Source organism: Pseudomonas sp. DC3200b2 (genome assembly GCF_049895785.1).
Lineage (GTDB): Bacteria > Pseudomonadota > Gammaproteobacteria > Pseudomonadales > Pseudomonadaceae > Aquipseudomonas > Aquipseudomonas massiliensis.
Genome location: NZ_JAFCTA010000001.1, coordinates 811888 through 825169, shown reverse-complemented (window position 1 = coordinate 825169; position 13282 = coordinate 811888). Strand labels below are relative to the sequence as shown.

Sequence of the window (13282 nt, the reverse complement as noted above, 5' to 3'; positions counted from 1 at the left end):
GCTCGCCGGCGAGCCATTTTCTGGCTTATGCGCTTGGTCGGATATTCAATCCTGTCTTGGACTCGTCCACTGTCCTGTCAATGGTCAAGGAAGGACGCCAACGAACCGCGTCTATGTCAGCCTTGGTAAATGGCCAGACCGAATCCGGACTGACCATAGCCGTTGCCGTTATAAAGCATGTAAAACGCCCCGTCATGCTGGAAAACAAACGGATATTCGATCATCTCCGAATCCCAGCCCCTGGACGATACATCGATACCTGATTCGTCCAGAGCCAACTGCCAGATCTTGCCGTCCAGAGAGTTTGCTTGTCCTATACGGTAGGTTTCGCCTGAACCACTGCGGTAAGAAAACCACATGCGTCTGCTACCGTCCGGATGTGTCATTACCGTTGGCCTGGAAAACGCCTGGGCTACCCCGACAATATGGGGGACTGCCTGGCCAGTTTTGATCCACGCCTGCCCATCCGTTGAGTGCGCATGGTTCAAGACATGGATCATCTCACCGTTCCCTGCGTCCCATGTCGTCGTAGAGCCATACCACATCTCAAATCCGTGGACAGTTTGCTCGACCCATGGGTACGAAAGGCTGATGCGGTCCATGTCGCTACAACCAATGAGGGGCTCGTGCGAGTCGAGAGAGAGACTCAGGTCTGACCCTACCAAAAGCCGACCGATATCACCGCGCCAGTGCCCATCTGCCGGATTTTGCCATCCCATGAACATCATGTAGGTCGACCCCTGCGTCGAATAGCAGTTTCCGATACTCACCCCATGTTCATAGAAGCTTCCGGCGGGCCCATGCTGGAAGACTGGGCGATCGTGAACGTAGACTACCTCCCTCTTTCCAAGATCAAAGTCCACGTAGCCAATTGACGATCTCTTGGAAGCATCTCTTCCACTATAAAATATCCGATATACGTCATCGCGAAGGTAAACCGGTAGTGGATTTGCAGCATGACTCAAGAGTTTCTCGTGAAGGGGTGTCGGCGTATAGATATTCCCAAGCTTTTTCCATACCATCTTTTACACCCTCTGAACTATAGCGACTGGTACTGCGCTTCACAGACGACTGATTTGAAAGCCAATGACGCAACGAACTGTTAGCCAACGAGTTGAATACCGTATGCTATCTGAAAGGTACGCGGACCAACTTCATCCGCGACCAATAAAATCCCCGCCCAAACAACGTGGATACTACAGGGTTGGAGATATGCTCGGTTTTAGATACGAAAAGGCAGATATCCGTTTGATATCCTGATCCTTCGAGAATCATCACAGCCCCCTTGCACAAAGGGTTGGGTAGCCAGTCGCGCCTGCCCCGGTGAGCGGGGAAAGCGCGCTGAATCAGGCTACAGCATGCTCGACTCGAGAACAGAGCCGACTCTTTCCTGTTGCTCCTGAGTCAAACCGACCCAAAGCGGCAACCTGATTAAACGTGCTGCCTGGCGGTCGGTTACGTCCAGACTGGCCATAGCCCGGCCATAACGCAAACCGGCTGGTGAAGAGTGCAACGGAACATAATGAAATACCGAGTTTATGTTAGCAGCTTTCAGGGTATCCAGGACGAACTGGCGGTCGAAGCGCTCCGAAATGATGACATAATACATATGTGCATTATGCTGACACTCCGGCGGGATAATTGGGCGTCGAAGTATGCCCTGCGCTTCCAAGGGCTCCAATAGTTGATGGTAGAAATTCCAACTGGACATGCGTCTTTCAGTGATGCGATCCGCCTCTTCCAGTTGGGCCCACAAGAAAGCTGCGATCAGTTCCCCTGGCAGGAAAGACGATCCAACTTCCTGCCAGGTGTATTTGTCTACCTCGCCTCGAAAGAACCGGCTACGATCGGTGCCTTTCTCGCGCATGATTTCAGCGCGCAGCGTCATCCCCGGATCGTTGACAAGCAGCGCCCCACCTTCACCTGAAATTACATTCTTTGTTTCATGGAAACTGTAAGCCCCGAAATCACCAATACTACCCAGTGCGCGACCTTTGTAGGTTGCCATCACTCCTTGAGCGGCGTCTTCCACGACCTTCAGACCGTGACGCGCAGCAATGGCCATGATCGTGTCCATTTCGCAGGCGACACCCGCATAGTGAACCGCCACGATTGCCTTGGTACGAGGTGTGATAGCGGCTTCTATCAAACGCTCATCCAGATTCAGGGTGTCTTCCCGGATGTCGACGAAGACCGGTATTCCCCCCCGGAGCACAAAGGCGTTAGCCGTGGACACGAAGGTATAGGATGGCATGATGATTTCATCGCCCGGTTGCGTGTCGAGCAGCAACGCGGCCAGCTCAAGTGCCGCCGTACACGAGTGAGTCAAAAGGACTTTGGGGCAACCTAAGCGCTCCTCGATCCATCGGTGACACCTCCTGGTGTAGGGACCGTCGCCGGCCAGACTGCCATTGAAATGCGCTTCGGCGATATACGATAGCTCCTTGCCGGTCATATAGGGCCAATTGAACGGAATGCGATTGTCCATGTTTCTTCACTCCTGGAACCGGATGGCTATCGCCGTAGGGCAACTTGTCAGCCGCGGGCTGCGACTATGGTACCAACGACAATCAACCCGATCCCGAAAATCTTCTGAGCGCTGATAGGCTCGTGGAACAACCAGCCACTGAACAGAATGACGACCACAAAATTCAAGCTCATGAATGGGTAGGCATGGCTGAGCTCGAACTTGCTCATGGCAGCCATCCACGTCAGCGAAGCCAGGTAAGCTGCGGCGAAACCGGAAAAAATGGCAGGATCGAACGGTAACAATATCAGAAACTTGAGCTTGGCCATGCCAGACGCGGGAAGCGGCCCGAGCTGCCCTATACGCCACTTCAAGATCAGCTGTCCATAGACAGTGAAGAGTACTGTAGCGAGGATATAAAGATAGTCCAGGGCACGCGCCATCAAACTCGTCCTTCCAGTGCGCCAAAACCAATAGCGCTTTGCACTCGCTTCGCAGGTCCGCTCATAGACTCCTCAACCTATGGCTGGGCACTCTGGAGCGCGGAGTAACTGCCCCTATGTAGACCCCTTCCGCCTCCGTATCGTCTAATATGAGGGCACCGGCGCCAATGACGCATCGCTCGCCGACCCTGATGTGATCACGAAGCGTGGCATTCACGCCAATGAAACACTGCTGGCCGATGGTTACCCCACCCGAGACCACCACGTGCGAAGCGAGGAAGACGTGATCATCCAGTATCGAATGATGACCAATATGATTGCCGCTCCAAAGAGTGACATTATTGCCTACAGTAACGAAGGGTTGCAGAGTATTGTCTTCAAGGATGAAGCAATTCTCTCCGATACGCCCATCGTTCAGCACTGTGGCCCGGGAGCTTACATAAGTGGCAATGGAATACCCGAGCGCCTTGGCTGCAAGGTACTTTTCCTTTCTTATGCCATTCAGCCTGGAATAACCAAGGGCAATGAAGATACTGTACTCTTCACGATCATATGTTTCCGATAGGGTCTCAAACGGAACTACAGGCAGGCTACAGAAAGTCGGATCCTTCAGGAACTCCCTATCTACGGAGAAAGCAACCACATCGTAGCAGGAATCACTGGAAAAGTAGTAATGCGCCACTTCTGCAATTTCACCGGTTCCAAATATGATCAGCTTCCTCTTCATGTATTCTTCCTCACCAAGATCGTGAACTCGTATAAACCGTAATCGTGCAGTAGGGCCACCTGTTTTGAATACCGGCGCTTGCATAGATCGAACAGGGCACAGGGGTTTGCATAGTAGAGGTCAGGACGCATTTTTTCAGGATCGGAATATGAGGTCAGGCAGTTAAAGGCGAACCCTCGTTTACTCGTGGAATCCAGAATTTCCAGGATATCTTCCAAGTATGCAACCCACTCAGTATCCGTACGGCCCAGTCTGACGTTAAGAATCCCACTGGCGACCCCGAAATCCGCTACGCTATCAGGCCTATCGGAGGTGATGAACCGAGCTTCGGCTGCACCGTCATATTGTTGCCGTGCAGCCGATACCATTTCCTCTGAAACATCGACACCAAGGTAGCCAGCCGTAGGGCGATTTTCTCGAAGAAAACCAAGCAAGGCACCATACCCGCAGCCCAAATCGTTCAGCGTGAACGGCTGATTTTCAGGCAAGAGGGACAGAAACTGTTCGAAGCGCAGATGCTGCCCGGAGGCCCCATTCCAATCTACGCCAAGCGGGGTCGCTCCATGCTGTGCAAGCTTTTTGGCATAATAGGAGGCTACATCGCCCAAGAGTTCAGCCTTTGCGTTTTTCATAGACCTGCCTCACGATCGTATAGGGCCGCTGTTTGGTTTCCGAATAGATTTTCGATAAGTAGATGCCGACCACGCCAATAAAGGAAATGATCATTCCACCCAATAGCCAGATTGACGCCATCACTGACGTCCAGCCACTCAAAGTCTGCGCCCGATATACCCAGAGCAAAATCAGGTATAGGCAATACAGCGATGCAAGTCCGGAAATACTCAAGCCAATATAGAAGATGCCAATAAGGGGCGCATTACTGAAGGAGGTCACGGAATTGACCAGCACCGCCATTTTGCGCCGGAAGGTATAGGAAGTCTGGCTCGTGCTATGCTTTGTCACCATATGCGGCTGCTGCGTGAAGCCGGTGGTATACCACAGCCCCGCGATAAAGACCTCTCGCTCGGTATGCATAAGCAGGGCGTTTACGTAACGTCGAGTCATCAAGCGCGCAGTCACTATGTTCTTTGGCAACGCCAGCCCTGTCAGCGCCTCGAACATGCGGTAGAATCCCTGGCCGCTCCAACGTTCAAACCAGCCGCCCTTTCGCTGCTGCTGCACGCCATAGACAACATCGCAACCCTGACTAAGCAATTGCTCGGCAAATGGATTCAGGTATTCCGGCTCTTCTTCAAGATCGCTATCTATAAGAAAAATGAAATCGCCCTGGGCGTGTTGCAGGCCGGTCATCATGGCCTTGTGATGACCAAAATTCCGTGAGAGGTCGACCACCTTCACGTGGTAATCTTCCATGGCGATGTCGATAGCCTTTTCGAGGCTGTCGTCCGGGGAGCCATCATTCACTAGAACAATTTCGAAATCGTCCTGCGCCCACTGCCGGGCCACGGAGACACACCGCTGATAAAATTCAATGAGATGGGGAGCGCTTTGATAAAGAGTCGACACGATCGAAAGCTTCATCAGCGAACGTACCTCATGTACCCTGGCGCATCGGGGCCACAGTTGAAAAGCAGATCGAGAATGGTCACAGCATGAATGAAGCCATCCCATAGCTGAGGGTATTCGGGGTAACCCGCATAATCGAACCACTGTAGTTCGATACCCTGGGACGTGAATACCGGAGCATCAATGTAACTCCTCGCAGCCGGCCCGGAAACATAGATGTCTCCTCCCGCTTGCCGGCAGAGGTCTGCCAATCGCTCGGTCTTTCCTTCGATCAAGGTGTAATCGCTGGAAAGCGTAATGCGGGTGCTAATCTGAAGGTAGCGACAGACGGCTTCGATCAAGCACCGATTCAATGCTGCCAGATGGCTATGTTTTTGCTCGCGATAAATAGGCTCAAGCCACTGTGCAATTTCGTTGAAATAGGGTGAACGCCTATAGTTTTGGCATAAGGCCTTCCAATGTGCCTCTCCCCATTGGGCTCCCTCGATCTCTGTCTCGTTGATGGTCTGAAGATATCTACCTTTCACACGCACCGGCACGGTCAACCACTGGGCCCCGTGGGGTGTTTTTATCTGATTACGATTACGCCAATCGCGTCGAGTGTACTGCATGTCATCATAGAGCACGAACTCGTCAACCCTCGCGATCAGATCGAAATAACCCTTCCAGGGGATGTAATTGGACTGAAGTATTGCAACCGCTTTCATTGCACCACCACCTTATTGAACACCTGATAGCGTCCCAAGCGCGGACCTTCCGTATAGTCGCACCCCTTCAACAAGCCGATCACTTCGCTGACCGGTGGCCGGTCGGCCCGAAGCACGACATATGATGGCCCCTGCGAAGATGCCAAAAGGATTTGAGCGGCATTGCGAGCATCAACGTCTTGCGGATTTTCATATAGGAAGCGAGCGGTTTTCTGTCTTAGAGAAAGCTCTCCGTCCAGGTGCAAATTTTCCAGAACGTAACCCAGATAGTCTTCACGGTAATTATATTGAGGGAACTTGGCCGTCACTAGAACGACACTACTGGCTATCTCGATCGGGGCAAGCATGCTGCCTTCAGGAAGGGCTTTCTTCATGGCCTCTGCGACGGAGAGAAGTTCGGGGCCGACTTTTTTCGAGAACAGTTCCCAGCTAGCGCTATTTTCCGCGCGGAGTACTGATGTCGGACCATACAAACCTAGACCGATCAGCACCAATAGAAATCCGCATTGCGCCAGGCGCGCCCGGGGGCTTTCACGATAGAGACACAAGGCTGCGATTGGCACAATCAACGGGAACGGCAGCAGGTAGAAGAATCGCCAGTAGATGTTCTCGGTGGTGACGTATTTGATCACCGCTGGCGCCACCCATGGATTCAGCATGAAAACGATCGGTATTATCAACCATGCCAAGAAAAGCCGACGATAGGGTGATAAAAGCGCGACAATCATGGAACAGATGCAAAACAATGTCGGTGTGACTGGCAGCGCTGGGTTTACCAAGTAGCCCAACTGCCCTTGGAAGCTTGATGAAAATATCGCGTTGACGGAGCTCCCAGCGGCTACATACTGGCGTGCTTCCAGGCTGAACACAACGCCCCAAGCTATCACCGGTACCAGCGCGGCGCAGTAAAGCACTCCTGAACGAAAGCTCCTTAGGCTAATTATCTGCCCATGCTGAATAGTGTAGCTTGCCCACAGTACTGCCGACAGCACAGGCAGGAAAACCAACGCTGTGGTTGTCAGCCCGACCATACCTATTCCGCCGATCAGTAGTAAAAGCCAATCTGCTCTCTTCGATCGCGACAAGTAGCGCAACGAAATGTACACCCAAGCGAACACTCCGAACTGAACGAATACGAACTTTCCCTGAAATGCGCGTGCTATGCTCAGATTGCCAAAGGCTCTGTGTGTTTCACCCAGACACAATAAAACACCGACAAAAAGCAGGGTGGCCCACAAACATGCCCAAGGCCTGGGCTCGAACAAAGATACTGTGAGAAAAACCACCAGAAACATCAAGGCACCTACCACAAACGGAAAAGCCACGTGGTAAAGCGAGAGAAATTCAATGTGTGTAGTCCAGGCTAATGCGGCCTGCGCAGTCTCGTAGTATTGGAAGACGATCGAATGCGGTTCTTCAGCCAACCCAGCCAGCCAGGTTACGCCTTGATCAAGCTGCCGATCAGGGTGCTCGGTGTAATAGACTGGCTTAGGCGCATACACGGAATCATCTATATCTGGACGTTGAATAGAGGATGCCAGAACCCCGCTCAGGGCAGCTGCAAGTAACGCTGCGATAACGGGGCCAGTGATTGATGCACCTCTCTGCCGTACCAGCCTGATAGTTTTGATGGCCCACCAGATGAAGATTGCAACAGCGACCGCTGAAATCAGCTTGGCAGCGAGAGCAAAAGAGAAGGAAAGCAACAGACCCGAAACAAGTACAATCGTGGATATTCCCAAGAAAAGCAGGAAAGCTACCACTGGGAGCTGCAATAATGTGTATTCGCCCAGATTGAAATCGGCGGCGCGGACGTTCCTTTTGCTGATACTCATCTACCCTTCCATTGATCATGATTCGCCAGCGCCTACTATCGGATTATCGCTGACCTTCCAGCACATCCGATACCGGGCTGGCTCTTTGCGAAGAGGTTACCACTGAAGCTTGTACGCCAGGACCTTGCTTCTGAAATCAGCTGCCAAGCTCCGCCACCACCCGCGCCAGGGCCTCGGCTGGGTCCGCCGCCTGGCTGATGGGCCGGCCGATGACCAGGTAATCGGAGCCTGCATCCAGAGCCTGGCGCGGGGTAAGGATGCGGCGCTGGTCGTCCTGGGCGCTGCCCGCCGGACGAATACCAGGGGTCACCAGCTGCAGCTGCGGGTGAGCGGCCTTGAGCGCAGGCGCCTCCAAGGCGGAACACACCAGCCCGTCCATTCCGGCTTTCTCGGCCAGCGCCGCCAAGCGCAGCACCTGCTCCTGAGGGTCTAGATCCAGGCCAATACCAGCGAGGTCTTCGCGCTCCATGCTGGTCAATACCGTCACGCCAATCAGCAGGGGCTTTCGCCCGCCGCGCTGCTCCAGCACTTCTCGGCAGGCACTCATCATGCGCAGGCCGCCAGAGCAATGGACATTGACCATCCAGACGCCCATGTCCGCGGCTGCCTTGACGGCCATGGCGGTGGTGTTGGGAATGTCGTGGAATTTCAGGTCCAAGAACACTTCGAAACCGCGATCATTGAGTGCCTGAACGATGCCAGCCGCGCTACTGGTGAACAGCTCTTTGCCCACTTTGACTCGGCATTGAGTAGGGTCCAGACGATCAGCCAGCGCCAGGGCGGCTTCGCGAGTGGAAAAATCCAGGGCGACAATGACAGGCGACTGGCAGGTGGGCATTGGTACTCTCTCGACCATAGAATTTAAACGGCGCGCATTGTAACGGATTCAGCGCGGCCAAGGGCTGGCGTTTCGACTAACACCCTCCCGCGCCTTACACTTGAACCATAGTCGCCGATGGCGACTCGAAGCGGTAAAGGAGACAGTTATGCCCTGGTATGCGTGGTTGATCCTCTTGGTTGCCCTTGGCTCCATCGTGGGGGGCTTGATGTTGCTGCGGCAAAGCGCGCAGAAGTTGCCGCTCACGGAAGAACAACTCAAGCGTGTTCATGAGCGCAATGCGGAGATGGACGCGAAGGAAGCGCGGGACCGCTGAGCCGTTCTCAGGCCCGCAGATCCCGACCCTGCCCAAGTGATAGAATGTCAGCCAACATTTGATCAGCCTGGGGGGTGCCATGCGTTATTCACAGGAGCATAAGGCTCAGACTTATCGCCGTATCGTCAAGGAAGCCAGCGAGCGCTTTCGTCGCGACGGCGTGGCGGCCACGGGCTTGCAGCCTTTGATGAAGGCCCTAGGGCTCACTCATGGCGGCTTCTACGCCCACTTCGAATCCAAGCAGGCGCTGGTCGAAACCGCGTTGCAGGACGCCACGGCGGAAATGCAGGAGGTGTTCGCCGCCGCCACGGCTACGCCCAAGCCCATCGAATCGCTGCTCGAACGCTACCTGAGTGAAGCCCACCGTGACCACCCTGAACGGGGCTGCCCCTTGACCACCATTGCCGCGGAGCTAGGCCAGCGAGGCGAACCCAGCGAATCCGTGGACGCCGCCGTGCTCAACCGCCTCGCCATTATTGAGAGCCACCTGACCGGTGAGAACCGAGACGCCAGGGCGGTCTCCATGCTGTCCGCCATGGTTGGGGCATTGATCCTTTCTCGCAGCGTCAGGGACCCTGCCCTGTCCAACCGCATCTTGCAAGACGCCAAGCGTCGCCTGGCGCTGGAGTCTGAGCACGGAGGCGGTTATCCCGAAAAGCCGTGAGCCGAGCTGTGGAAAACCTGGGGGGCATCCTCTACAGCCCACGCCGCGCGAGGGCTTGCGGGCATTGATCATTTATTGACCTAGGGCTTGGCTTTTTCACAATCTCGGTGGACCTTCATGTGGATAACCCTTGAACAAGCCTTTGGAGAGCCCACTGCAAGCGGGCCTGCATGAATTGATCAATTAATGATCAGTGACGCAATTCATTGGCTTTCAGATTCCTCGCGGTGGTAGTTCATCCGGCAAAAACTTATCCCTGATAAAGCTGCACATCGCTGTGCATAAGCTGGGGGGAATCGGCTGCAGGCCAGGGGCCACAGGGCCTGCAGAGACCCGATCAAAAAACGACCAGCCGCTTTCACCCCTCCCAGCGCTTGAACAGCACGCTAGCGTTCACCCCTCCAAAGCCGAAACCGTTGGACATCGCGTAGCGAGCGGCAAGGCGTTGCCCTGCCGGCCCGACGATATTCAACTCACCCGCCGAGTCATCCGCCTGCTGGAAGTTAAGGGTGGGTGGTGCCCATTGCTCGGCAAGCGCAAGCAGCGTGTAGATAGCCTCCAGCCCGCCCGCGGCACCGAGCAGATGACCCGTGGCCGACTTGGTTGCCGAAATGGCAAGGTCCGCGCTCGGCCCGAACACCGCGCGAATCGCTGCCAGCTCTGCGCTGTCGCCCACCGGGGTCGAGGTGGCATGGGCATTGAGATGCCCCACTTCGCCTGACTTGACCCCAGCCTGGGCCAGTGCCAGCTTCATCGCTTGCTGAGCGCCATGTCCATCCTCCGGGGCCGCGGTGAGATGGTAAGCGTCGGCGCTGGTGCCATACCCTACCAGCTCAGCCAATGGCTGCGCCCCGCGCGCCAGCGCATGTTCGAGGCTTTCGATCACCAGCAAGCCGGCGCCCTCCCCCATCACGAAACCATCACGGTCTCGGTCGAACGGGCGTGAGGCCTGATCCGGGACAGGGTTCAAGGAAAGCGCACGGGCGGCGGCAAAGCCGGCCAGACTTACTCGATCGATGGCAGCCTCGGTCCCTCCGCATAGGGCGATATCCGCTTCGCCAGCGCGGATCAACCGTGCCGCGTCACCAATGGCTTGTACCCCGGCCGCGCAGGCGGTTACAGGGGCACCCAGGGGCCCGCGGAAACCATGACGGATGGACACCTGCCCGGCTGCGAGATTGACCAGGAAGGACGGTATGGTGAACGGCGACAGCCGCTTCGGGCCTCGCTGATCGGTAGTTCTAACGGCATCGGCGATAGTGCCGAAGCCCCCTACGCCCGAGCCTATGATGGTGGCGGTTCTGGCGCGGGCGAACTCATCATCAGGACGCCAACCCGCCTGCTCCAGAGCTTCCTGTGCCGCTGCCATGGCATACAGGATGAAAGGGGCCATCTTCTTCTGGTCCTTGGCCGACACAAACCGGTCCGGGTCCAGGCCGGCTTCGGCATCCTCGACCAGGCTCGGCACTCGGCCGGCTACCTGAACCTGAAGGCCCTCGACGGTAGCCGGGTCCAACGAGCGTATGCCGGACCTACCCGATCGAAGTCGCTGCCAGTTCGTAGCCACGCCTACGCCAAGTGGCGAGACCGCACCCATGCCAGTCACAACGATACGGGGCTGGTTCATGCCTGAGCTCCCATCTTGGTCATAGCCAGCGCCTGACGCGTTATCAATGAATTCATCGCGCAGATCCACCTTTACATGTCGGCCATAATTCAAAGAGCTTGCGTTACCGAGCCATTGAATGTCAACCGACATGCAAAGGAGATGACTGCCTTGTTACGAATAGGGACGAATAATAAGGCTAGTTGACGGCAAGCCGATCCCGATTGCGATCGACCAACGCCTTGCCAATGCCTTGCACCTCCAGCAGTTCATCGACCGAAGTAAAGGCGCCATTTTCCTCGCGGAAAGCGACGATAGCCTTGGCCTTGGCCATACCGATGCCGGCGAGCTCCTTCTGCAAAGTAGCCGCGTCTGCCGTGTTGAGGTTGACCTTGCCTTCGCTCACCGCCATCGCAGCGGGTGCCGGGGTGGCACTGGTCGCGTTGGCCTGCATCGAGAGAGGCACGAAGGCCAAAGCGGTGACGAACAGAGAGGAGAGGATGGTCTTGCGCATGGGATGCTCCTTGACAGGTAAGCACGGCACCTCATGTACCGTGCGATTACCTTAGCGGAGCCCAGGGAAGCAATGCCAGGGTGCAGCTGTTAGCGAACTTTTCAGCGCTGCGCGAGCACTTCGATCCAAAGCGCTCCGTCGCCGGACGGCGCCTCGCTCACCCGGGTCAAGGCGCCGTCCGCCTCGATGCGATAGCTGCCTACTACAGGGCTCAATTCGCCACAAGCCAGCAACCAGCGACCGTCCGGCGAAATGGCGATGTTCCGGGGCTGCTTCTCTACCAGTTTGTGGTTGCCCGCGAATGCAAGCCGTCCCTCGGCGGATACATCGAAGACGCTGACCGAGCTGGTAGTGCGCTCAGTGATGTACAGCCGCTTGCCTCCAGGAACCAGACGGATATCCGCGCACCATACACGCGGCGTAGGGTCGTCGCTCAGGTTGTTATTACGGCTATCACGCACCAGGCCCTGTTCCAGGTTCATCTCGGGGGTAATGCCGCTTTGCTCGTGAACCGGTGTCAAGGCGCCGGTTTGTGGGTCGATGCTGAAAGACAGCACGGTGCCGCTCATTTCACCTACCACGAACACAACGCGCCCATCTTCGGAAAACGCCAAATGACGCGGGCCAATGTTTTGCGCAACCGACACAAAGCCTTCACCGATGGGCTCCAGCGCGGCAGAGGCTTCATCCAGGCGGAATTGCAGGATCCGGTCCACCCCCAATACACAAGCGTAAACGAAGCGGTTGCTCGGGTCTGGCCGCACCGAATGGGCATGCATGCCACTGGGGTATTTGCGGATGTTTTCCTGCACCTGCATTTCGTCATCGATGGACTGCAGCGTGACCACGTCTTCGCCATAGGAGGCGCCAAACAGGAAACGCCCCTGGCGATCCGTGGCCAGGTAGGACATGCCGGCTCCCAAAGGCGCCTGAGCACGGCGTAGCAGCTTGCCGCTCCCGGCATCCACGCTGAAGCTGACCACCTCGGGAGGCTGACCGCGCAGCGCGCCATAGAGCGTGCTTCCATCGGGCGTCAGGGCAAGGGCGTTGACCTTCTCGCCCGCCTCCACCTGCTCCACCAGCGTAAGCGCACCGGTGTCGTCGTCCAGGTGGTAATGAGAAACGAGCCCATCATTCGGGCTGGAAATGTAGACAAAGCTCACGGCGGTCCCTCGGCAGGCATCGGAATTAGGCAGTCATCCTATGACCACAGCCCCGAGGACTCAAGCCTGGCGAGCACTTGCCCAACCGCGCAACAGCTGGTCACGCTTTGATTGCACCTCTGCCGCGCGGCCTGTCTAAAGTGAAGGAGAGAGCTGACCGAAATCGAGATATGGCCTAGGCAGACGCGCTGATACACGGAGAATTACCCATGAACAATGACATCTACCTGCTGATCGAACATGGCCGGGAATTCGGCGAAGCCTACGTGCTGGGCTGGTTCGAGAACGAAGCCACCGCCAGGGAGGCGGCGTTGAAGCTGGAATGGGATGCCTACCGCGCCGAACTCAAGCGCCCGTCCGGGTGGTTCAATGAGAAGCCGGTACCGCCGGGCGAGGCGGATTACAAGCGGTATTGGGTGAAGCCGTTGAGTAAGTTTGCGTATGCGCCGGTGGAAGCTAGCGCTGTTCACTAGGC

At 56.1% G+C, this 13282-nt stretch carries 15 protein-coding genes; 3 read left to right on the top strand and 12 right to left on the bottom strand.

Annotation, left to right across the window (positions count from 1 at the left end):
• Positions 1–116 precede the first annotated feature (116 nt).
• From ACP691_RS03960 to pyrF, 9 genes are all read right to left on the bottom strand, one after another.
• Entirely contained in the window at positions 117–728 is a 612-nt protein-coding gene (locus tag ACP691_RS03960; RefSeq protein WP_426198501.1) for a hypothetical protein, read from the bottom strand.
• 623 nt (positions 729–1351) lie between these two features.
• Positions 1352–2488, bottom strand: coding sequence for a dTDP-4-amino-4,6-dideoxygalactose transaminase (rffA, locus tag ACP691_RS03955; protein ID WP_426150147.1), 1137 nt, complete (start codon positions 2486–2488; stop codon positions 1352–1354).
• Positions 2489–2535: 47 nt separating this feature from the next.
• The gene (locus ACP691_RS03950) at positions 2536–2910 is read right to left on the bottom strand and encodes an EamA family transporter (RefSeq protein WP_426150146.1); all 375 of its coding nucleotides are present in this window, start codon (positions 2908–2910) and stop codon (positions 2536–2538) included.
• Positions 2911–2971: 61 nt separating this feature from the next.
• On the bottom strand, positions 2972–3637 hold the full coding sequence (locus tag ACP691_RS03945) for an acetyltransferase (RefSeq protein ID WP_426150145.1): 666 nt from the start codon (positions 3635–3637) through the stop codon (positions 2972–2974).
• Positions 3634–4269 carry a class I SAM-dependent methyltransferase gene (locus ACP691_RS03940; protein ID WP_426150144.1) on the bottom strand — a complete coding sequence of 212 codons (636 nt, stop codon included), beginning with the start codon at positions 4267–4269 and terminating at the stop codon, positions 3634–3636. Before ACP691_RS03940 ends, ACP691_RS03945 begins: the two co-directional genes overlap by 4 nt.
• A complete protein-coding gene (locus tag ACP691_RS03935) occupies positions 4250–5179 on the bottom strand; it encodes a glycosyltransferase family 2 protein (protein ID WP_426150143.1) in 930 nt (309 codons plus the stop codon). The genes ACP691_RS03940 and ACP691_RS03935 overlap by 20 nt, the downstream gene beginning before the upstream one ends.
• Positions 5179–5871: a WbqC family protein gene (locus tag ACP691_RS03930; RefSeq protein WP_426150142.1), complete on the bottom strand. Its 693-nt coding sequence runs from the start codon at positions 5869–5871 to the stop codon at positions 5179–5181. The genes ACP691_RS03935 and ACP691_RS03930 overlap by 1 nt, the downstream gene beginning before the upstream one ends.
• The gene (locus tag ACP691_RS03925) at positions 5868–7706 is read right to left on the bottom strand and encodes a hypothetical protein (protein WP_426150141.1); all 1839 of its coding nucleotides are present in this window, start codon (positions 7704–7706) and stop codon (positions 5868–5870) included. Before ACP691_RS03925 ends, ACP691_RS03930 begins: the two co-directional genes overlap by 4 nt.
• Before the next feature lie 136 nt (positions 7707–7842).
• The gene (gene pyrF, locus ACP691_RS03920; protein WP_426150140.1) at positions 7843–8544 is read right to left on the bottom strand and encodes an orotidine-5'-phosphate decarboxylase; all 702 of its coding nucleotides are present in this window, start codon (positions 8542–8544) and stop codon (positions 7843–7845) included.
• A gap of 148 nt (positions 8545–8692) precedes the next feature.
• Here pyrF and ACP691_RS03915 point away from each other — a divergent pair, with 148 nt between their 5' ends.
• Together ACP691_RS03915 and ACP691_RS03910 are read left to right on the top strand one after the other, a co-directional pair.
• Complete coding sequence (locus ACP691_RS03915) at positions 8693–8860, top strand: DUF2897 family protein (RefSeq protein ID WP_426150139.1); 168 nt, start codon at positions 8693–8695, stop codon at positions 8858–8860.
• A gap of 79 nt (positions 8861–8939) precedes the next feature.
• The gene (locus ACP691_RS03910) at positions 8940–9524 is read left to right on the top strand and encodes a TetR/AcrR family transcriptional regulator (RefSeq protein WP_426150138.1); all 585 of its coding nucleotides are present in this window, start codon (positions 8940–8942) and stop codon (positions 9522–9524) included.
• A gap of 358 nt (positions 9525–9882) precedes the next feature.
• Here the strand turns inward: ACP691_RS03910 and fabF are convergent, their stop codons facing one another.
• The 3 genes from fabF to ACP691_RS03895 form a co-directional block, all read right to left on the bottom strand.
• A complete protein-coding gene (gene fabF, locus ACP691_RS03905; RefSeq protein ID WP_426150137.1) occupies positions 9883–11151 on the bottom strand; it encodes a beta-ketoacyl-ACP synthase II in 1269 nt (422 codons plus the stop codon).
• Positions 11152–11329: 178 nt separating this feature from the next.
• Positions 11330–11584 (bottom strand): ComEA family DNA-binding protein, encoded by a 255-nt coding sequence (locus tag ACP691_RS03900; protein ID WP_426150233.1) that lies wholly within the window; start codon positions 11582–11584, stop codon positions 11330–11332.
• Between the two features lie 161 nt (positions 11585–11745).
• Positions 11746–12840: a lactonase family protein gene (locus ACP691_RS03895; RefSeq protein ID WP_426150231.1), complete on the bottom strand. Its 1095-nt coding sequence runs from the start codon at positions 12838–12840 to the stop codon at positions 11746–11748.
• A gap of 176 nt (positions 12841–13016) precedes the next feature.
• Between ACP691_RS03895 and ACP691_RS03890 the strand changes: the two genes are divergently transcribed.
• A complete protein-coding gene (locus ACP691_RS03890) occupies positions 13017–13280 on the top strand; it encodes a hypothetical protein (RefSeq protein WP_426150136.1) in 264 nt (87 codons plus the stop codon).
• Positions 13281–13282: the final 2 nt, after the last annotated feature.